Source organism: Mucilaginibacter sp. A5337, assembly GCF_059690695.1.
Genome location: NZ_JCAWEC010000004.1, coordinates 720,746 through 742,015 on the forward strand (window position 1 = coordinate 720,746; position 21,270 = coordinate 742,015).

Annotated in this window: 15 protein-coding genes; 11 read left to right on the plus strand and 4 right to left on the minus strand. The window is 42.9% G+C overall.

Features of this window, described 5'->3' with window-relative positions; all coding sequences use genetic code 11:
- The first annotated feature begins 220 nt into the window (after positions 1 to 220).
- From AC59JO_RS16975 to AC59JO_RS16990, 4 genes are all read left to right on the plus strand, one after another.
- Positions 221 to 3,001, plus strand: coding sequence for an ABC transporter permease (locus AC59JO_RS16975; protein WP_497306668.1), 2,781 nt, complete (start codon positions 221 to 223; stop codon positions 2,999 to 3,001).
- 411 nt (positions 3,002 to 3,412) lie between these two features.
- The gene (locus AC59JO_RS16980) at positions 3,413 to 5,842 is read left to right on the plus strand and encodes an ABC transporter permease (RefSeq protein WP_413669557.1); all 2,430 of its coding nucleotides are present in this window, start codon (positions 3,413 to 3,415) and stop codon (positions 5,840 to 5,842) included.
- Between the two features lie 242 nt (positions 5,843 to 6,084).
- Positions 6,085 to 8,445: an ABC transporter permease gene (locus AC59JO_RS16985; RefSeq protein WP_497306670.1), complete on the plus strand. Its 2,361-nt coding sequence runs from the start codon at positions 6,085 to 6,087 to the stop codon at positions 8,443 to 8,445.
- A gap of 92 nt (positions 8,446 to 8,537) precedes the next feature.
- A complete protein-coding gene (locus AC59JO_RS16990) occupies positions 8,538 to 10,931 on the plus strand; it encodes an ABC transporter permease (RefSeq protein WP_497306672.1) in 2,394 nt (797 codons plus the stop codon).
- Positions 10,932 to 11,150: 219 nt separating this feature from the next.
- Here the strand turns inward: AC59JO_RS16990 and AC59JO_RS16995 are convergent, their stop codons facing one another.
- Positions 11,151 to 11,561 carry a BrxA/BrxB family bacilliredoxin gene (locus tag AC59JO_RS16995; RefSeq protein ID WP_413671116.1) on the minus strand — a complete coding sequence of 137 codons (411 nt, stop codon included), beginning with the start codon at positions 11,559 to 11,561 and terminating at the stop codon, positions 11,151 to 11,153.
- Between the two features lie 201 nt (positions 11,562 to 11,762).
- On the opposite strand from AC59JO_RS16995, the gene AC59JO_RS17000 reads away from it, so the two are divergent.
- The 6 genes from AC59JO_RS17000 to AC59JO_RS17025 all read left to right on the plus strand — a co-directional run bounded on the left by AC59JO_RS17000 (position 11,763) and on the right by AC59JO_RS17025 (position 16,369).
- Positions 11,763 to 12,632, plus strand: coding sequence for a M23 family metallopeptidase (locus tag AC59JO_RS17000; protein ID WP_497306674.1), 870 nt, complete (start codon positions 11,763 to 11,765; stop codon positions 12,630 to 12,632).
- A 120-nt stretch (positions 12,633 to 12,752) separates the two neighbouring features.
- Entirely contained in the window at positions 12,753 to 13,136 is a 384-nt protein-coding gene (locus tag AC59JO_RS17005; RefSeq protein ID WP_497306676.1) for a bactofilin family protein, read from the plus strand.
- 47 nt (positions 13,137 to 13,183) lie between these two features.
- Positions 13,184 to 13,408, plus strand: a complete 225-nt coding sequence (locus AC59JO_RS17010; protein ID WP_497306678.1) for a UPF0175 family protein — start codon at positions 13,184 to 13,186, stop codon at positions 13,406 to 13,408.
- Entirely contained in the window at positions 13,401 to 13,736 is a 336-nt protein-coding gene (locus AC59JO_RS17015) for a PIN domain-containing protein (protein ID WP_497306680.1), read from the plus strand. Before AC59JO_RS17010 ends, AC59JO_RS17015 begins: the two co-directional genes overlap by 8 nt.
- Positions 13,737 to 13,976: 240 nt before the next feature.
- Positions 13,977 to 15,293: an adenosylhomocysteinase gene (gene ahcY / locus AC59JO_RS17020; protein ID WP_413669550.1), complete on the plus strand. Its 1,317-nt coding sequence runs from the start codon at positions 13,977 to 13,979 to the stop codon at positions 15,291 to 15,293.
- Positions 15,294 to 15,772: 479 nt separating this feature from the next.
- Positions 15,773 to 16,369, plus strand: coding sequence for a hypothetical protein (locus AC59JO_RS17025; protein ID WP_497306682.1), 597 nt, complete (start codon positions 15,773 to 15,775; stop codon positions 16,367 to 16,369).
- Between the two features lie 83 nt (positions 16,370 to 16,452).
- Here the strand turns inward: AC59JO_RS17025 and AC59JO_RS17030 are convergent, their stop codons facing one another.
- On the minus strand, positions 16,453 to 17,451 hold the full coding sequence (locus tag AC59JO_RS17030; protein WP_497306684.1) for a polysaccharide deacetylase family protein: 999 nt from the start codon (positions 17,449 to 17,451) through the stop codon (positions 16,453 to 16,455).
- Positions 17,432 to 17,872: a hypothetical protein gene (locus AC59JO_RS17035; protein ID WP_413669546.1), complete on the minus strand. Its 441-nt coding sequence runs from the start codon at positions 17,870 to 17,872 to the stop codon at positions 17,432 to 17,434. Before AC59JO_RS17035 ends, AC59JO_RS17030 begins: the two co-directional genes overlap by 20 nt.
- A 158-nt stretch (positions 17,873 to 18,030) precedes the next feature.
- Here AC59JO_RS17035 and AC59JO_RS17040 point away from each other — a divergent pair, with 158 nt between their 5' ends.
- The gene (locus AC59JO_RS17040) at positions 18,031 to 18,753 is read left to right on the plus strand and encodes a pyridoxine 5'-phosphate synthase (protein ID WP_413669545.1); all 723 of its coding nucleotides are present in this window, start codon (positions 18,031 to 18,033) and stop codon (positions 18,751 to 18,753) included.
- Here the strand turns inward: AC59JO_RS17040 and AC59JO_RS17045 are convergent.
- Complete coding sequence (locus tag AC59JO_RS17045) at positions 18,743 to 21,103, minus strand: T9SS type B sorting domain-containing protein (protein WP_497306686.1); 2,361 nt, start codon at positions 21,101 to 21,103, stop codon at positions 18,743 to 18,745. The genes AC59JO_RS17040 and AC59JO_RS17045 overlap by 11 nt on opposite strands.
- Between the last annotated feature and the right edge of the window lie 167 nt (positions 21,104 to 21,270).

Sequence of the window (21,270 nt, forward strand, 5' to 3'; positions counted from 1 at the left end):
TTTTTGTTAAAAATATTTGGTTGTAGTGGATGTTTTTATACCCGCTCATGCTAAAGAATAACTCTGCTTAAAACCGAACACCAGATGTACGCTTTCGTACAGTTATTGTAGATTGTTTTATATAAAATTCTGATTTTTAATTGTTTACATAAGTGGCATGGCTTTTATCTACCAAAACAGTAGTGTACTGCCTTTTGATAAACTAAATGCCTGTTGAGATATGAACTTAGATGACCGCGTTTGGAACCTGGCTTCAAAGAAGTTAGCCAACGAAGCTTCGGAAAAGGAACTGGAGGAGCTAAACGCTTTGCTGGCCAAAAATCCTGAACTGCATAGTCACTTAAAGTTAATGTCGAAATGGTGGGATGACGGAGAGGAAAAGCCGGCGGGCAATGGTTCGGCTTTGTTCAGCAAAATCAAGGCAAAAATTAAAGATATTGAGGAGGAAAAGCCATCAGAAGCCGCAACAGGGGATTCGCTTTCCGCCAAACAGGTGAAAGCCCCGCAGCACAATTATAACATCAAAAAATCAAGACAACATAAACCGTTTTCAAACAATATAGCCATGATCAAAAATTACCTGAAGGTAGCCTTAAGGCAGCTGAGTAAACAAAAAATGTATGCTGCTATTAAAATCGGCGGCTTTGCGTTTAGTATCGCGGCCTGCCTCTTAATTGCCCTTTACATTCGCGATGAGTTAAGCTTTGATAAAAGCTACCCTAATGCCGCTAATGTTTACCGTTTGCTTGGGCATTACCACGATGGCTCGATAGATGAAAAAGGTGTTGACTGGCCTTCGGTGATGGCCAAGGTGATTAAACAGGACTATCCGGAAGTAGAGAAATCAGGTCGCTTAATGCCAAATTCGCTGTTTTGGGGTGCAGGTGCCAATGAGTTAAAGCGTGCAGACCAGGCCGATAATACCCACGAAGAAGGTTTTGCCTATGCCGACCAGGGCCTGATAGATATTTTGAACCTGCCCATGGTTTACGGCGACCCAAAACATGCCTTAAGCGAGCCATTGAGCATGGTAATTTCAAAAAGCAAGGCTGATAAATATTTCCCGGGCCAAAACCCGGTAGGTAAGGTGATGTACCTTAATAATAACAAAACCAGGCCTTTTAAAATAGCTGCGGTAATGCAGGATATCCCCGGCAATTCGCATCTGCACGACTTTAAGTTTTTCATCACCCTTGCCGGTGTTGAATTCTGGAATGGCGAACAGGCTACCTGGGATGCCAATAACTACCATATATACATGGCGCTGAAACCCGGCACCAACATAGCGCAGTTTAGTAAAAAGGTTAACGATGGCATCCTGAAAAATTACTACATCCCCAATATGACACGTAACGGCGATAAACGGGCCAGCAGGGTAATGAGTATGTTTAATTTGATGGTACAGAACGTACAGGATATCAATCTGCGTTCGTATGATGTTCATGATGGCATGTCGCACGGGGATATCCGTTTTGTATGGTTGTTTGGAGCTGTGGCAGGTTTTATCCTGGTTATTGCCTGCATCAATTTTGTTAATCTGTCCACAGCCAAATCGGCTAACAGAGCAAAGGAAGTGGGTTTACGCAAGGTTGTTGGTTCGCAGCGAAGCGGATTGATTCGGCAGTTTCTGGCCGAATCATTATTGTATAGCTTTTTCTCGTTCGTATTAGGATCGATCCTGGCCTGGGCCTTGCTGCCATATTTTAATACACTGGCATCCAAATCGCTTGTTATGCCATGGGCTGCCTGGTGGTTAGTGCCGGTTATATTGATATCGGCATTTTTGATTGGTATCGTGGCGGGTATTTACCCTGCGTTTTATTTATCGGGCTTTAAACCTGCCGAAGTACTTAAAGGCAATTTAAGTAACGGAAGTAAAAGTTCGGTATTGCGGAATGTGCTGGTAGTTTTCCAGTTTGCTACATCTATTATCCTCATCATCAGTACTGTAGTTATTTATAACCAGATGCAGTACCTGCTTAACAAAAAAGTAGGTTTTGAAAAAGACCAGGTGGTGATGATACAAGGTACCAACACGCTCGATAACCAGGTGAAACCGTTTAAAAATGAATTGCTGAAGCTATCTACCGTAAAAAGCGCTTCAATCAGCGATTTTCTCCCGGTATCGGGTACCAAACGTAATGGAAACCAATTTTATATTGAGGGAAGAGAAAAGATAGACCCGACTGTAGGTGGTCAGTTTTGGGATGTGGATCATGATTATCTCAAAACATTGGGCATCAAACTGGTAGCCGGCCGCGATTTTATTCCCGATATGAAAACCGATTCGCAGGCGGTGATCATTAATCAAATGATGGCTAACAAACTCGGACTTAAAAATCCGGTAGGAAAGAAGATAGTTAACTACGGGCCGGCTAAAACCATTATCGGCGTGGTACAGGATTTTAATTTTAATTCCATGCGCGATGGTATTGAACCCTTGGTGATGCACTTAAGTCCAAGCGAATCAATAGTATCAGTAAAAATAAAAGCCGGCGATGTGAAAAAAGCACTCGACCAGATTACCACAACCTGGAAACAGTTTTCACCCAATCAGCCCATCAGGTACACTTTTATGGACGAGCGTTTTGCCAGTATGTATGCCGATGTGCAGCGTATGGGCCGCATCTTTACCAGTTTCGCGGTATTGGCCATTATTATAGCCTGTCTTGGTCTGTTTGCTTTAGCCGCCTTTATGGCCGAGCAGCGCAGCAAGGAAATCGGGATACGTAAGGTGTTGGGTGCAACTGTTGGTAATATCACCACTATGTTATCCGTGAATTTTGTAAAACTGGTATTTATTGCCATTGTGATAGCAACACCTATAGCCTATTATGCAATGACCAAATGGCTGCAGGATTTTACTTATCGTGTGCCATTAAGCTGGTGGATGTTTGCCCTCGCCGGTATAGCAGCAATTATGATCGCGCTGCTAACAGTAAGCTATCAAAGTATTAAAGCCGCGTTGATGAACCCGGTGAAGAGTTTGAAAACGGAATAATAGAATTTGGGATTTCGGATGTTCGATTTCGGAATTGTCTGAACCTGGATTTATTGGATTTGCCGGATTATAGGATTTTGTTGATCAGGGCAGAAAATCGCGCGAATCAACAAAATACTCCCAAATCCCGGTTCAGACAGCGTTAGGGATTGAAGCGGATACCGGCCATGTGGCTAAGGCCTTGCGCAGTATGAGCGTAAAGCCCGGGCCGAAGGTAACGCCAATATTGATTTGAGATTTCGGATGTTCGATTTCGGAATTTATAAATAGCATTTATGTCATTGCGGGGAGGAACGACGAAGCAATCGCATGCTATACAGAGCGGCCATGCTTCCCTGCGATTGCCGCGCTATCGCTAGCAACGACATGGTTGAAAGTACTAATGAACAAGTGAACCATTGAACGAATAGTATGTTAAAAAGTTATTTAAAAACAGCATGGCGGTTTTTGTTGAAAAACAAAACATTCAGCCTTATCAACATTGTGGGCCTGGCTACAGGTACTTTGTGCTGCCTTTACATTTTGCTTTATGTACAGGAACAGTACAGCTATGATAAGCAGCATAAAGATGTTAAAGATTTGTACCGCATCACTACAACGCTTGAGCTAACCGGCGATAAGCACGATGGGGCTGCAAGTTCGCCGCCTATTGCACCGGCCATGAAAAATGATTTTGGCGAGGTTTTGCAGTTTACCCGTGTAGTAGATGCCGAAGGCCTGGGCGCTAAAGAGCATTTGTTACGATACAAGGGAAAGTCGTTTTACCAACAGAATGCTGTGTATGTCGATTCGACTTTTTTCGAGATGTTTAACTATCATTTTGTTGCCGGTAATGCTGGTAAAGTGCTGAATGAACCTTATTCGCTTGTACTGCTGAAACCGGTTGCCGATAAGCTTTTTGGTTCCGAGGATCCAATAGGTAAAATGATATTGATGGATAATGCTTTCGGAAAGCATGATTTTAAGGTTACTGGTGTTGTTGACGAAAGCGCGGGCCAATCGCATATTAAAACCAACATGTTTATGGCCATGAACAGCGGTGGTGCAGGTGAATATGTAAGGCGTAACAATGCCTGGGCGGGTAATAACTTTTTGTATGCTTATGTAAAACTTCGGCCCGATGCCAATGCGGCTGCCCTGGAAAAAAAGCTGCCTGAATTTTTGAATAAATATGGTGCCGATCAGCTAAAAGCCATCGGCATGAAAAAGGCCCTGCACCTGCAACCGGTAACCAGTATTCATACTACACCAGGGCACGAACATGAATTGACCAAAACGCTTGATCCGTCATTTTTATATATTATGATATTGGTGGCCGTGCTGATCCAGGTGGTGGCCTGTATCAATTTTATGAACCTATCAACCGCACGTGCGTCAAAACGTGCCAAAGAAGTAGGCGTACGCAAAGTAATAGGTGCGGGTCAGGGCGATTTGATGAAACAGTTTTTAGGTGAATCGTTCATGCTTACGCTAATGGGAGTAGCAATAGCATTGCCTTTATTAGTGGTATTACTGCCCTATTTAAACCATGTAACGCACAGCGATATCAAACTTACGTTTTTCAGTAATTATAAACTTTGGGTAATGTTGGCGGGTATGATACTGGTTACGGGTTTGGTAGCTGGTAGCTATCCTGCGTTTTACCTTTCGGCATTTAAGGCCATCAAGGTTATTAAGGGCAATTTTACCAATCATATTTCGGCAGGGGGGATCCGTAAATCGTTGGTGGTATTTCAGTTTGTACTATCAATTGTATTGATAACGGGTATTATTGTGATATACAGTCAGCTCAATTTTGTAAAGAACAAAGATCTGGGCTTCAATCCCGACCAAAAACTCATTTTTAATTTTTATACCAATACCACGCAAGGCAAAATGAATGATTTTGCCAACGACTTACGAGGCTTAGCCGAGGTAAAAATAGTAAGCAAGGCCGATAATTACCTGAGCCAATTTGTACCGCATGATCATGGGGTTTACACAGCCGGAGGCAACATGACCACGGCCACCGATGCGCAAAATATAGAAACTGACGAGTTTTTTGCTAAAGCCAACGGCATCAAAATTATTGCCGGCAGGGATTTCAGGATAGGTGACACCACCCGCGTGCTTATCAATGAAACGCTGTGTAAACGTTTGGGATTGAACCCGCAAACGGCCCCGGGCACCCGCCTATATACTCAATATGCACCTGATCCGGTAACTTTTGTAGAGGTGGCAGGCGTAATGAAAGATTTCAATTATAACTCGCTGCATATGCAGGTTAAGCCCTTTATGCTGGTTTACCGCAACGATCCGCGGAGCTTTAATATAATAGTGGTATCAACCGACAGTAAAAACTATAAGTCATTACTGAGCAAAATGGAAGCTCTGTGGCGTAAAGACGTAGCTGACGCCCCATTTGAATATTCGTTTTTAGATACCGAAGTGCAAAAGCAGTACGAAACCGAGGTTACGCTATCTCAAATTATCAATGCCTTTACCCTGATGGCCATAGTAATTTCATGCCTCGGCTTGTTCGGTCTGGCTGCCTTTAGTGCCGAGCAACGCAGTAAAGAGATAGGTGTACGCAAGGTATTAGGTGCGAGTGTAACCGGCATAGTACAACTGTTATCGAAAGATTTTGTAAAGCTGGTTTTGATAGCCCTTATTATTGCTACCCCGATAGCCTGGTGGGGGATGAGCAAATGGCTGCAGGCTTTTGAGTACCGGGTGCCTGTAAGCTGGTGGATGTTTGCCTTGGCCGGGGTGTTGGCTTTAATAATAGCCCTGTTAACAGTAAGTACACAAGCCATAAAAGCCGCGAGGATGAACCCGGTGAAGAGTTTGAAGGCAGAGTAGAGTGGTTAGAGGTTGGAGATTAGAGGTTAGGAAGATTTCGGAATTAAAAAGAGATAATAAGTCATGTCATTGCGAGGCGCCGGTCGGGTAGTGCGTGGGTGCGACGCGGCAATCTCGTTGCCAATGCATAAACGCCATGCAACGCGGTCGGGCTAAACGCAACGAGGTTGCCACGCTACGCTTGCAAAGATATGTAGCAAATACCAATGAACTAATGAACAAGTGAACCAATGAACTAAGTCATGTTAAAAAATTACCTTAAAATCGCGTTCCGCAACATTGTTAAAAACAAGGTACATGCCTTTATTAACATTGCGGGCTTATCGGTAGGTATGGCGGTGGCTATGCTTATCGGTCTCTGGATCTGGGATGAGCTGTCGTTTGATAAGTACCATAGTACATACAACAGTATGGGAAAAATTATGGTAAACCAGGTGTCGAACGGCGAAACAATTACTTTCAATTCGACCGTAGTACCGTTAAGCGCCGAATTACGCACCCGCTATGGCAGCGATTTTAAGCGGATTTCTCTTTTCTGGCCCGGGGCACATATTCTCGCAGTTGGCGATCAAAAAATAACGCAAACCGGCGGTTGGGCAGAAGCAGATCTGCCGGTAATGCTGGCGTTGAAGATGGTTAAAGGCGGTTACGCCGGGTTTAAGGATCCTTCGTCTATGATCATCTCCCAGTCAATTGCCAAAGCGTTGTTTGGTGATGCCGACCCGATCAATAAAACTATCAAGGCCGATAATAAAACTAACCTGAAGGTTATCGGTGTTTATGAAGATCTGCCGCGCAATACTACCTTTTGCGAAACGCGGTTCCTGATGCCTTTTTTTAACAAAAACAACTGGTGGAGCACTCAAACTGCTGCCTGGGATAATCATGGTTGTTCGTTATATGTTCAACTGGCTAATAAAGCCGACTTTGATAAAGTTTCGGCTAAGATAAGTAATGTGACCAAAGCGCATTTCAAGTCCTATGATGAAACTATACAGGTTCATCCCATGAGTAAATGGCACCTGTACAGTGATTTTAAGAACAGGAAGCCCGTAGGGGGCCGAATTGAAATGGTATGGTTATTTGGTATCATCGGTGTGTTTGTACTGTTGCTGGCCTGTATCAATTTCATGAATCTGAGCACTGCGCGCAGCGAAAAACGTGCTAAAGAGGTAGGGATCAGAAAGTCCATCGGTTCGTTACGCTCGCAGTTGATTAACCAGTTCCTGAGCGAATCTGTAGTGTTTTCCTGCCTGGCGTTGGTAGCCACCATCGGGATAATTTTGATAGCGCTGCCGTCATTCAATCACATTGCTGATAAACAAATAGCACTACCCTGGGGCAATACGTGGTTTTGGCTGATGATTTTAAGTTTTACATTGTTCACCGGTATTGTTGCCGGCAGCTATCCGGCGTTTTATTTGTCGTCATTTGAGCCTGTGAAGGTTTTGAAAGGAACATTTAAGGCCGGTCGTTTTGCCTCGTTGCCGCGAAAGGTATTGGTTGTTGTACAGTTCACCGTATCGATAACGCTTATTATAGGTACCATCGTTGTTTTCAGGCAGATTCAATATGCCAAGAACCGGCCTGTTGGCTATTCGCGGGCGGGACTGTTAACCATCGAAATGAATACCCCCGAAATTTACGGACATTATGAAGCTATGCGTAACGACCTGATCCAAACGGGAGCAGTTGAAGATATGGCCGAATCTAACAGCACAACCAACGAGATCTGGGCACGTAACGGCGGCTTTGAATGGGAGGGTAAGGACCCCAAATTTGAACCAACGTTTGCTTCAATTGCCGTAACTTACGATTATGGGCACACTGTAGGCTGGAAAATTACCCAGGGCCGCGATTTTTCGAGGAATTTCCCTACTGATACCGGCGGTTTTATCATGAACGAATCGGCAGTGAAAATGACTGGTCTTAAAAATCCGGTAGGTAGGGTGATCCGCTGGGGCGGCAAGTCCCATTTGGTTACCGGGGTTGTTAAGGATATGGTTATGGAATCGCCCTATAACAAGCCGGTTGCTTCAATATTTATGATGATTCCGGGTTGGGTTAACTTTATAACCTTAAGGGTTAAGCCAACTATGCCTATGCAGGAAGCTCTGAAAAAGATCGAACCGGTATTTAAAAAGTATAATCCTGGCAGTCCGTTTGATTTTAAGTTTAATGATGACGAGTATGCCGGCAAGTTTTCGGACGAGCAGCGGATAGGTAACCTGGCTACCATATTTGCGGTGTTGGCCATATTTATATCATGCCTTGGCTTGTTTGGCCTGGCCTCATTTGTGGCCGAGCAGCGCATTAAAGAAATCGGCGTACGCAAGGTGCTTGGCGCATCAGTAGCCAATCTGTGGCGGTTACTCTCAACCGAGTTTGTGGTGCTGGTAACCGTATCGCTGTTTATCGCCATACCGGCTGCTTATTATTACATGAGCAACTGGCTGCTCAAGTATGAATACCGGTCGGCCATAACATGGTGGATTTTCGCGGCGTCAGGAGCAGGGGCTGTAGTTATAACTTTATTAACAGTTAGTTACCATGCTATAAAAGCGGCGCTGGCCAACCCGGTTAAGAATTTGAGGAGTGAATAAGACCTCACCCAACCCTCTCCAAAGGAGAGGGCTACAAATTATTATTATTAAAATCAAAGATCCCTCCCCTTTGGGGAGGTTAGGAGGGGTAAATGTTTAAAAACTATTTAACCATTGCGTGGCGAAACCTTGTTAAGAACAAGGCACATACGCTTATTAATATTACAGGCCTTTCGGTAGGTATGGCGGTGGCTATGCTCATTGGGCTTTGGATCTGGGATGAGTTATCGTACAATAAAAATTTCGATAGTTATGGCCGGATAGTTCAGGTATGGCAAAATCAAACTTTTAATGGCGTAACAGGCTCACAAACGGCCATGCCGATACCTTTAGGTTATAAGTTGCGAAATGATTACAAGCACGATTTTAAATATGTAGTGCTCTCTTCCTGGAACTATGGGCATATCATGGCCTATGGCGACAAAAAACTTACTAAGGATGGAAGTTATATGCAAGCCGAGGCTCCTGATCTGCTAACTTTAAAAATGCTGAAGGGCACGCGTTCGGGCTTAACTGACCCATCATCTGTTTTACTTTCTGCTTCATTGGCTAAGGCTTTGTTTGGTGATGCCGATCCCATGCTTAAAACCATCAAAATTGATAATGTATGGAACGTTAAGGTGACCGGGGTTTACGAAGACATGCCGCATAATTCCGAATTTCGCGAACTTGGTTTTATCGCGCCATGGGATTTGTATATGACCACCGCCCCGTGGTTAAAACGGGCTGAAACACGCTGGGGCAATAACTCATGGCAAATCTTTGCGCAGCTGAAACCCGGGGTTGACGCTAACAAAGTATCGGCCGAGATCAAAGATCTTAAATTGCACGCTATCAAAGCCCAGGGCGATGATGTTGGCGCCGGCTTTAAACCGGTTGTGTTTCTGCATCCAATGAGTAAATGGCATCTTTACTCCAACTTTAAAGATGGCTTTAATGTTGGCGGCGATATCAAGTTTGTGTGGATGTTTGGCATTATCGGCGTATTTGTGCTGATGCTGGCCTGCATTAACTTCATGAACCTGAGTACTGCCCGTAGTGAAAAACGTGCCAAGGAAGTGGGGATCCGCAAAACGGTAGGCTCGTTAAGGAGCCAGCTCATCAGCCAGTTTTTTATCGAATCGGTAATATTGGCACTGTTCGCTTTTTTAATTTCAGTTTTACTGGCGCAGCTTACGCTGCCATGGTTCAACACTGTAGCTGATAAAACCATGCACATCCTTTGGGGCAATGCCGTTTTCTGGCTGCTTGGTTTAAGCTTTAGTATTGTTACGGGATTGATTGCGGGGAGCTACCCGGCATTTTATCTGTCGTCCTTTCAGCCGGTTAAGGTTTTGAAGGGCACATTCAAGGCCGGCCGTTATGCGGCAGTGCCGCGTAAGGTGCTGGTGGTATTACAGTTTGCTGTGTCGGTTACGTTGATCATCGGTACTGTCATAGTTTTCAGGCAGGTGCAGTTCACCAAGAACAGGCCTATTGGTTATGAGCGTACGGGGCTGGTACAGATAGATATGCGTACTGATGAAATTCATAAACATTTTGAAGCCGTGAGGAACGATCTGCTTAAATCGGGAGCAATTATTGAAATTGCCGAGTCGGGCAGCCCGCTCACCGCGGTGTATTCAAACAATAGCGGCTTAAACTGGCGGGGTAAACCCGCCGGCTTGCAGGATGACTTCGCCACGATAACCCTCAGTCCGGAGTTTGGCAAGGTTGCGCAGTGGAAATTAATTGAAGGCCGTGATTTTGAACGAAACAAAGTGGGCGATTCATCAAGCATGATTGTAAATGAAACTGCGGCCCGTTTCATGAATTTTAAGCATGCCGTAGGTGAAACTATAGACTGGGGCAAAAAATACAAGATCATAGGTGTGATAAAGGATATGATCATGTCGTCGCCATATGAGCCGGTTAAGTCGTCGATTTTTGTGCTGGATAATGATCCGGGCGGGCTTGTCGATATCCGTTTAAATCCCAAAATGAGTGCCCACGATGCCATTGCCCAAATTGAGACCGCTTTTAAACAGTATGCCCCGGGCAGCCCTTTCGAATATAAGTTTACCGACGAAGAGTATGCCCGTAAATTCACCAATGAGGAACGTATAGGCAAACTGGCAGGATTCTTTACCTTGCTGGCTATTTTTATCAGTTGTATGGGTTTATTCGGTATGGCATCATTCATGGCCGAACAACGCACCAAGGAAATTGGCGTACGCAAAGTGCTGGGCGCATCGGTATTTAGTTTGTGGCAGCTGATGTCGAAGGAGTTTGTGATCCTTGTGTCAATATCTTTATTATTTGCTATCCCAACAGCTTACTACTTTATGGAGGGCTGGTTGCAGGAATATAAGTATCGCGCCGTATTATCATGGTGGATATTTGGCCTTACCGCAATAGGAGCTATTGCAATAACACTGCTGACTGTAAGTTATCAAAGTATAAAAGCAGCCTCTATGAACCCGGTGAAGAGTTTGAAAACAGAGTAGAGAGACTAGTGGTTGGAGATTAGAGGTTAGATGGATTTCGGAATTGTCTGAACCTGAATTTATTGAATTAATGAATTATTAGAATAGGAGAACAGAGAATTCTATAAATTCTTTAATTCAATAAATTCGAGTTCAGACAGCATCAAAAAAAAGAGCTGAAGGATTTTCCCTCAGTTCTTTTTTTGTTTTTTAGCTTTCTGCTTTAGGCTTTCAGCTTAATTAGCAGTATTGTTCAAACGCATCGATCAGGTTATCGGCAATCATTTGCGCCGGGCGACCTTCAATCTGGTAGCGCTCAATAATATGAACCAGTTTGCCATCTTTAAACAGCGCCATAGCCGGTGACGACGGTGGATAAGGCAGCATATAGTTACGTGCAGCATCAACTGCTTCTTTTTCCATGCCTGCAAAAACAGTTACCAGTTTATCAGGGTGTTTGCCGTTTGCAGCGGCAATTTTAGCAGCCGGGCGTGCATTTGCTGCAGCACAACCGCATACCGAGTTAACCATTACAAATACTGTACCTTCGCTTTCAATAGCGCTTTTTACAGCATCGGCATCTTTTAATTCCTCAAAACCAACCCTCGTCAGATCTTCCCGCATCGGGGCTACTAAATATTCAGGATACATCATTTCTTTTTTGCTTTACAATAAAATCAGTGTTACAAAAATAAGAAATGATACTTGTTTTACGTTTATAAAAACGCAATAATAACAATTGGTTGACGAATAACGTAGAAGGCTATTCTATTGATAACCTGTTTACATACATTTAATATTGTTTTATTAACAGTAATTTTTAACTTGCATTCCCTAACTTATTTGAATTTGATGAAACTTAAAACATCTGATATTAGCACTGTTGTTATCATCAACAAAAATCAACAGCAAACAAAATCATTACAAATAAAAACCAAGCACCTTAACAGGCTTAAGCACTATGCCTGGAGCATTGCAGCTGTTGTTGCGGTACTTGGTGGATTGGTGTTTTATCTTCATCAAAAAAGCGCTGCACAGGAGGCCGAAAACAAACAGTTACAGGCCCAGATAGCTAAACTAAAGGGTACCATGCCCGTAGCTGTTAAGGCGCAGGCTAATACACAAGGTAATGCGCAATCATACATCCAGTCTATCGAGGTTAAGCTTAAAACCATTAACGAATATTTAAGAAGGCGCGGACTGAAGGGCTTTGCCATAAAAGGCACTGGTGGCAGCGGCAATAATGAAGCAGCTAAACTTCCGGATACCGAAGCTTACAGCCTTTATGATGATTATCTGAAGCATTTAACAAGCACTATAGCATTTACCCCGATGGGTTACCCGAGGATTAGCTCTTTTACCTCATTTTTTGGTTACAGGAGCGACCCTTTTGATTCGGAACATGCCGAGTTTCACCCTGGTATTGATTTTCAGGGCCATCGTGGCGATGAGGTAAAATGTACGGCCAGCGGCAAAGTTGTTTTTGCAGGATGGGCAGGTGGTTATGGTAATTGTATCCGCATAAAACACATCAATAACCTGGAAACATTGTACGGACACCTTTCAAAAATTGAAGTAAAGGTTGGTCAGGAGGTTACGGTTGGCGATAATATCGGTAAAGTAGGCTCAACCGGCCATTCAACAGGTACACACCTGCACTATGAGGTGCGCAAAAATGGCAAGCCTGTTAATCCTGTAAATTTCTTAACCCTGAATAAATAAGTTTTAAGTCGGAAGTCTTAAGTCGTTAGTCGAAAACTCTGTTGGCAGATTATTTGCAACCAGGCGATTAACAGTATTTGACTTAAGGCTTATCACTTTAAACTTAAGACTTAGAAAAACATGGCTATTTTTTCAAAAAAAGACAAGGTTGCGCTTGATCTGCAGGCAATTTCAACCCTTATTAGTGCAGGCAGTATACTTGACGGCCACCTGAAAGCCCCTGCTTTTGCACGCATTGACGGATTGGTTAACGGTGATGTCACGGTTGATGAAGGCCTGATCCTTGGCGAAAAAGGAGAGGTTAGGGGTAACATCAATACCAAAGAGATATTTGTTTACGGTACGGTGAGGGGTGATATCAACACCGCATCGCTTGAAATAAAAGCTACCGGCCGTGTTACCGGCGACATTAAAACCCAGAATCTGGCCGTTGAAAACGGCGGGGTATATAATGGCAACCTCACTATGCAACAGGCGGAGGTTCAAAAGCAGTTGCAGGCGTAAGGCTTATTTTAAGTTAAAAGTCGTATCTTTATTTTATTATGACTACGATGACTTTAAATGTACCGGATGCGCTTGAAAAAGAGCATGATGAAACTGTGCGTTTTCTTGCCGCAAAGTTATATGAAGCGGGTAAATTATCATTGGGGCAGGCGGCCGAAATGTGTGGACTGTCTAAAGTTGATTTTCCGGCAGTATTAGCTGAGTTTAATGTAAACTATATACAATACAGCTACGATGATATATTGGCAGATATAGCCCGGATCAATGGTTGAATATGCTGTTATTACCGATGCCAGCTGTTTGATTTTGTTAGATAATATTCAAGCACTCCACATTCTTCAATCCGTTTACAATCATATCTTAACTACGCCGGAAGTCGCTGCTGAGTTTAAAAAATCTCTGCCCGAATGGATTCAGGTAATGCCGGTAAAAAACAGTCAATTAATAGATACTTACAGTTTGCAAGTTGATTTAGGTGAAGCAAGTGCTATAGCTTTAGCTCAGGAGCTTCCTGATGCGTTACTTATCGTAGATGATTTTAAAGGCAGGCGTCTCGCCGCCCACTTAATATTAAATTCACAGGCACCCTGGGTGTTTTGATCGCGGCTAAACAGCAAAATAAAATTCCTTCGCTAAGGCCATATTTGAATTGATTAAGTCGACTAATTTTCGAATTGATCCATTATTGTTAGAACAGATATTGAAAGATTTAGAAAATTAATACTTGTTTGGCTTTTTTTGTTACCGGTTAATTTATTGGATATCCTCAAGCACCCAAACCAAACATTTCATTTTCACGAGGATATAAGTTAACTTTGCACTCTCAAAAATAAAATCGATATGTCATCAGTAGAAACTGCATTCGTTAAATACAAAGTAAAAGATCTGTCGCTGGCAGAGTGGGGCCGTAAGGAAATTGAACTGGCTGAGGCTGAGATGCCTGGCCTGATGGCTTTGCGTAAAGAGTACGGTCCGAGCCAGCCGCTTAAAGGCGCAAGGATTGCCGGTTGCTTACACATGACCATCCAAACCGCTGTTTTAATTGAAACGCTGATTGCACTTGGTGCCGAAGTTACCTGGTCGTCATGTAATATATTCTCAACCCAGGATCACGCTGCTGCTGCTATTGCTGCTGCAGGTATTTCTGTTTATGCCTGGAAAGGTATGAATGCCGAAGAGTTTGACTGGTGCATTGAGCAAACTTTATTTTTTGGCGAAGAACGCCAGCCACTTAACATGATCCTTGATGATGGTGGCGATTTAACCAACATGGTACTGGATAAATATCCTGAGCTGGTTGCTGCTATCAAAGGTTTATCTGAAGAAACTACTACCGGTGTACACCGTTTATATGAGCGCATGAAAGCAGGTACCCTGCCAATGCCGGCAATTAACGTTAACGATTCGGTTACCAAATCGAAATTTGATAACAAATACGGTTGCCGCGAATCATTAGTTGATGCTATCCGTCGTGCTACCGACGTAATGATGGCCGGTAAAGTAGCCGTTGTTTGTGGTTATGGTGACGTGGGTAAAGGATCTGCCGATTCATTACGCAACTCAGGTGTACGTGTTATTGTTACCGAAATTGACCCGATTTGTGCTTTGCAAGCTGCAATGGAAGGTTTTGAAGTTAAAAAACTAAGCACTGCTATCACTGAAGCTGATATCGTAGTTACTGCTACAGGTAACAAAAACATTGTACGTGAGCAACACTTCCGTGCATTGAAAGATAAAGCTATCGTTTGTAACATCGGTCACTTTGACAATGAGATTGACATGGCCTGGTTAAACGGTGCTTATGGCAATACCAAAGTGGAGATTAAACCACAGGTTGATAAATATACTATCGAAGGTAAAGACGTTATTGTATTAGCCGAAGGTCGTTTGGTTAACTTAGGTTGCGCAACCGGCCATCCTAGCTTCGTAATGAGTAACTCGTTCACCAACCAAACTTTAGCACAATTGGAGCTTTGGACAAACGGTGCTGCTTACGAAAACAAAGTTTACACCCTGCCAAAACACCTTGATGAAAAAGTAGCCCGCTTACACCTTGCTAAAATTGGTGTTGAGTTGGAAGTACTTGACCAGGATCAGGCCGAGTACATTGGCGTAACTGTTGAAGGTCCGTTTAAACCGGAGTACTACAGGTACTAAATTAGGTTAAAGGATAAAGGCGAAAGCCGAAAGGTTTTTTGCTTTGACAATATGAGAGGCATGGTCGTAAAGCCATGCCTTTTTTGTTTTATTAGCCGTCAATAGCGCAGGTTTTGCGGGATGGGAATAACGTTGGTTGCTTGTGCTCTATTTGATGGAAAAAAAGCTAAATATAGGTTTTTAAAGGAAGGCACTTTTAGTGCAAAAATTATTCTTTTCGTAACAAATAACTGAGAAATCCGTATCAGTGGATGTGATATAAATGAGATAAATGTAACAAATGTGATACATTTTACTAAAATTCATATTATATTTACAATTCAATAACGGGTATCTACACCCGGATTTGTGATAAGGTTTAGGTTTAAAGCCCCATGCAGCGAGTGCTATGGGGCTTTTATTTTATCCTGTGCTCTTAACTTTTTTTAACAAATACTCAGGGTGTTTTATCTTAACTTTAATCACAAATCTAAACTGCCATGCGTATTAAATTGCTATTTATCTGCTTGTTGTTCATTTTATTAAAATGTACCTGTTATAGCCAGGAAATTGCGCCTGCATACACTTTGCTTAAACCCGAAAACTGGCATACCGAAACATTTGTGCTTCCTCCGCAATTTGCGGCTACCTTGCCCGTTAAAGGTACCGAGGATATTCGCTTTTCGCCCAACTGGGCAAAAAAGGGATCGGAAGGTTACTGGACTTATGCTTTTTTATGGATAATTAACCCCAAGGCCGCTTTTACCAAAACTCAACTTGAAAAATACATGTGCGATTATTATACGGGCCTGATAAAGGCCAATTTAAAAGGAGCAAAAATTGATACCGCAATAGCTGCACCTGTAAAAGTAAAACTTCAAAATACCCAAGCAGGTGAGAGGGATATTCAGACTTTTGAAGGCAAAGCAGAGATGACCGATTATATGACACAGGATCCGCTGATCCTTAACTTCCGGATCCACGTTAAAAAGGCGAAGCCCGGAAGTAATGTTACCGCAGTTTATTTTGAAGCATCACCGCAACCTTACGATCATAAAGTTTGGGTGCAGCTGGATGAGCTTGATAAGAGTTTATGATATGGAAAAAAGACTTACGAAGTTTTGAAAAACTTCGTAAGTCTGCGGATTTGAAACTGCCAACTGCAAACCGCCAACTGAACTCAGGGCGTTTCGCTAAACTCTTCATCCACACTTTCGCGCAGATCATATAACAACCATTGCTTACCGGCTATTGATCGTGTTTTTGATTGCAGCAGTTTAATAAAATCATTAACGCCTACAGGTTCGTTGCCGTTACCATGTATCAATACAATGCTGCCATTTTGAGGCTGCTGGCCTTTAGCAAGCCAGGCATCGGTACCTACAGGTATAAGCCCGAAATTGGTGATCTGGTAAACCAACTGCTGGTCGGATACCAGGCCCGGAAAGCGGAAAAATACAGAAGGCAACAAGCCGTTATGCAACATTGCCTGTTCCGTTTCCAGCACTTCGTAATTGATATCAGTGCCGGGCTCTAACAAAAAGTTTTCTTTAAGCGGGGCTTTAAGGCTTACCCTGTGATTGAAGGAATGGTTAATCCAGGTGATGTAGATTTCGCGGTTGGCCTGCATTTGTTTAAGCCAGGTCAGGTCTTGCGGGTGCTGGCGCATCCAGATGCCGGTTACCGAAAGTGCGATAGGTACAGGGCGCTCCACCTTTTTAAACTCGGTAAAAATATCAGTGAAAATGCGTTTATCCAGCGGGCGGTGTGATGGGCATAGATCGGCAGTGAGGCTGATGCCTGTTTGTTTGGGGATGCCGCTTTCAATCCCTGCATCCTGAATATTGATCGACTGTTTTTCGGCTTTACTGAGCGCTTTTTGATAGGGCGTACTTTTAAAAAACTCACGCGCCTGCTCCACCGTCATAGGTTTGATCTGGTAAAAACTGCTTTCATTTATTTTAGTTTCCAACGTTTGCGGGTTCACCATTAGCAGGTAATTACGGCCCTCGTTATCAAAGCGGCGAAGGATCATCCAATCCTGAGGATAATTATGAGCCCATCCGTAGTACACTTTATAGTTTTCTATTTTACGGTAGATCGTTTGCGCAAAAGCGTCGCGACAAAAGGGTAGCAGAATAAAAAGCGATAGAAATATTCTAAGAAATTGTTTGTTCATGGACGTTTGTTTTCCAGTTTTTGCCGGTAAGTATACTACTTGCAACTAATATCAACATAAAAATGGTTATCGGAATAAACATGTAATTATCAAAATGCGGATGCCTGGTTATTTCAGCAGATGGAGATTGGTGACCTAAAGCCGAAAGCGGCGGGTATATCGTCCAGCCACCTGTAGCGTTTGTACCCAGTGTTTGCTCCAAAAGCAAAATCACCCGGTATATCCTTATCAGCATAATAATCAGCAAAAAGTCGCTTGTTATTAAAACGATATTGACTATTTTGTTTTTATAACGTTTAACAATAGCACGGATAAAATAGATCAGCGTAGTCAAAATGGAAAAAGTCCCCAGTACCAGGAGTTGAAAGGGGGATGCTGACATCACAAAATAAGTATCGTGCAGGTTTATATCAAGTGTCATATTGCCGTATATCGTCCCTAACAAAACAGGCCAACAAAAAAGGCCAGTATATATATGGCAATTAGCACACATAACTCGATAATAATTTGTTTAGGCTTCATGACCTAAAGTTAAATATATCGGGCATTTTATCTAAATGATATCTAACTTTGAAATATATGACCCGTCTATCTGTCAATATCAACAAAATAGCCACGCTGCGTAATTCGCGCGGTGGTAATAATCCCGACCTGATCCAGGTTGCTAAAGATTGTGAACGTTTTGGTGCGCAGGGAATAACAGTGCACCCGCGACCAGATGAGCGCCACATCCGTTATAACGATGTATTTGAGCTCAAGAAAATTGTTACTACCGAGTTCAATATAGAAGGCAATTGCCAGGAGCAAAAATTTATCGATTTGGTGCTGGCCAATAAGCCCGAGCAGGTTACCCTGGTGCCCGATGTGTTGGGGCAGATCACTTCAAATCATGGCTGGGATACTATCACCAACTATCATTATTTAAAAGATATGATAGCTGTGTTTAAAGAAGCCGGCATCCGTGTATCTATTTTTGTTGACCCTATTCCTGCAATGGTTGAAGGAGCTGCCAAAACCGGTACCGATCGTGTAGAGCTTTATACTGAAGGTTATGCTACTCATTTTCCGCAGGGAAAAGAACTCGCCATTGCTCCGTATATTGAGGCTGCAAAAGCCGCGCAACAGGCAGGATTGGGCCTTAACGCCGGTCATGACCTGGATTTACATAACCTGAAATATTTTGCCGAAAATATACCTGGCCTGCTCGAAGTAAGCATTGGTCATGCACTGGTAAGCGATGCCTTGTACTATGGTTTGGAAAATACCATCCAAATGTACCTGAGGCAATTAACTAACGGATAATACTTAAGCTGCCTGATAATAAGCCACAACCTGAGCTTAGATTAATGATATAATAATAGCTGCCCGAGGGTAATGGCCTGCCATTATAAGCGCCATTGAACGGGTGGCTATATCCTATTGAGCTAAAAATGTTTTTTCCATAGCGATTAAATATTTTTACGGTTGCTGATGGATAATTTTCCATGCCTGCTATTTGCCAATAATCGTTTATACCGTCATTATTGGGGGTAATTACATTGGCAATATTGAGGCTTGAAAGGCCTACGCTCACATCAACCTTTGTGCGGGTGCTTTCACAGGCGTTACTAAAACGGCTTATAAAATAGCTTCGGTTGGCGGTAACATTTACTTTAAACTTACCATTAGGTTCCTCATCAAGCGGAGTAGTACTGCTTTCACTATCATAAAGCCTGTAGGTTGATGTTGCTACCGGATTATTTACAGGTATTATCGTCTCTCCCGGCCCACATAACTGAAAGCTACTGATCACCGGCGGATCGAGAACAAGCTCCTGGTTAAGCAGGGTAACATGGTAGGGTACAGCGCAACCATCCGGATCTATGGTAAGGGTATATGTTCCGCCGGCAAGCCCGTCGATATCCAGTGTATTGCGTATTATCTCCCCCGCTTCATCTGTCCACCTTAATGGTGGTGTAGTACCGTTGGTATTAATTAGTTTTAAGTTACTGATGCTCCCGTTGGCTGCATCGCAGGAAGCATTTACTTTTTGAAGCCCTGTATCATCAATGCCGGGATTTGAACTGGTTAAGGTTATGAGAATAGATTTTGCAAAGCAATTGCCATTATAGCATTTGGCGTAATAAGTACCAATGCCAACACCATCCAGTTTAGGGCCGCCGGATTGTACCAATTGGTCCTGATCGTTATACCAGTCAACCCCGATAACATTCTTTAAGTTTTGCAGGGTAATTGATCCGTTATTTTTGAAGCAGGTTGGATTAACTTTGATATAATCGGCGGCTGATGTTGAAATCACCGGCTGCGTATATTCAGACGAGCTGTTATTAAGCGTAGCATTGGCCACCAGTTTTTTATTATGCAGATCGCCGGTAAACTTCCAGTTGCCCGCCGCGTCAGCAGTAATTGTAGTAAGGTATTGTACCGGGTTGCAAACATTACAATCAGTATTATCATTATAAATATAAACCGCTGCTCCGGGCGATGCTGTCCCTGAAAATTCGGAGGCGCTATTTACAAGCACATTAATATTAGGGATGGCTGTGCCACTTGATATAAGGTATGGCGTTGTATTACATGAGATGCTGTTTTTAGCTATAGTAATATTGGTTGATTCGACCGCGTAAAATGCACCGCCGTCATTACTGAAAATGTTGATATCATTATCGTTATCATCGCCTATAAAAGCATTGTCACATTTAAATAGCGACATGCCCGAATTACCAGGTATATTGCTTTGTTTATTACGCAGAAAGGAAAAGCCATTAACTGATACAAACTGGAACGTGGTAGCACAGAAATCATTGTCGGTTACCTGCGTGTTGCTTCCCTGAAAGTGTAAAAGAATTGAAGCTCCTCCGCGGTTATCCTGGCCGTTCACATCAAGAGAAAGCGAGTTGTTGATAAATTTATTATCAATCCCGTTCAGGGCTATCGCGGTGGCAAAAAAGTTTCTTTCTTTCAAAGCAGGACCGCCAACCGTCGAATTATCGGCAGTGATATCAAGTGCATACCCTAATTCAACTACATTTGTTCCTGATTCATCATAACCAATAAAGTTTGATTGGATAAGGATATTATTATTATTCTTTGAGTCGGTTAGCGAGTTGGTACCGCAATAAACACCATAGATGTTATCACAAAAAACATTTCCTTTATCCGGTGCGCCTACGGTAATATTGGTACAATCATAAGCCGATATAGCAGTGAAAAGCAGGTTGCCGTTAAAGTTTGTGAGTTTGCTGCTGTAACCTTTTATGCATAAGCCATAGATCTCCACATTGGTAACTTCGGTCATCAACAAGGCAGCTGCCTTTGTCCCCGGAAAAGTATAACTGATATCCGGTATGATATAAACCCTGGCATCACTTCTGCCGAGTTTGGGTGTAGGCTGCGTGCTGCCGTCGATAATTAAATTTGAAGTAACCTCGGGGAGCTGGGTGAAAAGTGTTATGATCACGCCGGCCGACAAATTAAAATTAATAACATCCTGCTGAACTGTACCGTTAGCTGCTGCTTCGGTAAGCGCGTCACGCAATGTGCCCGGTCCGGTATCGGCATTACTTGTAACCGTAAACACAGTTGCCTCTGCATTTATATAAATGCAGAGCAAAAGTAAAGTAAGCCACAATAGTTTGTAACCTGTGATCATTGGTTGCCGGGAAGTTAACAATCAGGGTGTAATTGGTTATGTTGCCCGATAGCAATTTACGATTTTGCCCCGGATTTAAATAAAGGTTATACTAACCAAATTGATTTACATTTTTTCCCTGTAAATGCATTGTCAATATCATATTAGCTAATTGTTACTCAATTTGT

Excerpts from the sequence above, each read along its gene's own strand:
- AC59JO_RS16980 (WP_413669557.1), top strand. The coding sequence starts at position 3,413 with ATGTTAAAAAGTTATTTAAAAACAGCATGGCGGTTTTTGTTGAAAAAC.
- AC59JO_RS17000 (WP_497306674.1), top strand. The coding sequence starts at position 11,763 with ATGAAACTTAAAACATCTGATATTAGCACTGTTGTTATCATCAACAAA.
- AC59JO_RS16985 (WP_497306670.1), top strand. The coding sequence starts at position 6,085 with ATGTTAAAAAATTACCTTAAAATCGCGTTCCGCAACATTGTTAAAAAC.
- AC59JO_RS17040 (WP_413669545.1), top strand. The coding sequence starts at position 18,031 with ATGACCCGTCTATCTGTCAATATCAACAAAATAGCCACGCTGCGTAAT.
- ahcY (WP_413669550.1), top strand. The coding sequence starts at position 13,977 with ATGTCATCAGTAGAAACTGCATTCGTTAAATACAAAGTAAAAGATCTG.
- AC59JO_RS17010 (WP_497306678.1), top strand. The coding sequence starts at position 13,184 with ATGACTTTAAATGTACCGGATGCGCTTGAAAAAGAGCATGATGAAACT.
- AC59JO_RS16975 (WP_497306668.1), top strand. The coding sequence starts at position 221 with ATGAACTTAGATGACCGCGTTTGGAACCTGGCTTCAAAGAAGTTAGCC.
- AC59JO_RS17030 (WP_497306684.1), bottom strand. The coding sequence starts at position 17,451 with ATGAACAAACAATTTCTTAGAATATTTCTATCGCTTTTTATTCTGCTA.
- AC59JO_RS17035 (WP_413669546.1), bottom strand. The coding sequence starts at position 17,872 with ATGACACTTGATATAAACCTGCACGATACTTATTTTGTGATGTCAGCA.
- AC59JO_RS16990 (WP_497306672.1), top strand. The coding sequence starts at position 8,538 with ATGTTTAAAAACTATTTAACCATTGCGTGGCGAAACCTTGTTAAGAAC.
- AC59JO_RS17005 (WP_497306676.1), top strand. The coding sequence starts at position 12,753 with ATGGCTATTTTTTCAAAAAAAGACAAGGTTGCGCTTGATCTGCAGGCA.
- AC59JO_RS17025 (WP_497306682.1), top strand. The coding sequence starts at position 15,773 with ATGCGTATTAAATTGCTATTTATCTGCTTGTTGTTCATTTTATTAAAA.
- AC59JO_RS16995 (WP_413671116.1), bottom strand. The coding sequence starts at position 11,561 with ATGTATCCTGAATATTTAGTAGCCCCGATGCGGGAAGATCTGACGAGG.
- AC59JO_RS17015 (WP_497306680.1), top strand. The coding sequence starts at position 13,401 with ATGGTTGAATATGCTGTTATTACCGATGCCAGCTGTTTGATTTTGTTA.
- AC59JO_RS17045 (WP_497306686.1), bottom strand. The coding sequence starts at position 21,103 with ATGATCACAGGTTACAAACTATTGTGGCTTACTTTACTTTTGCTCTGC.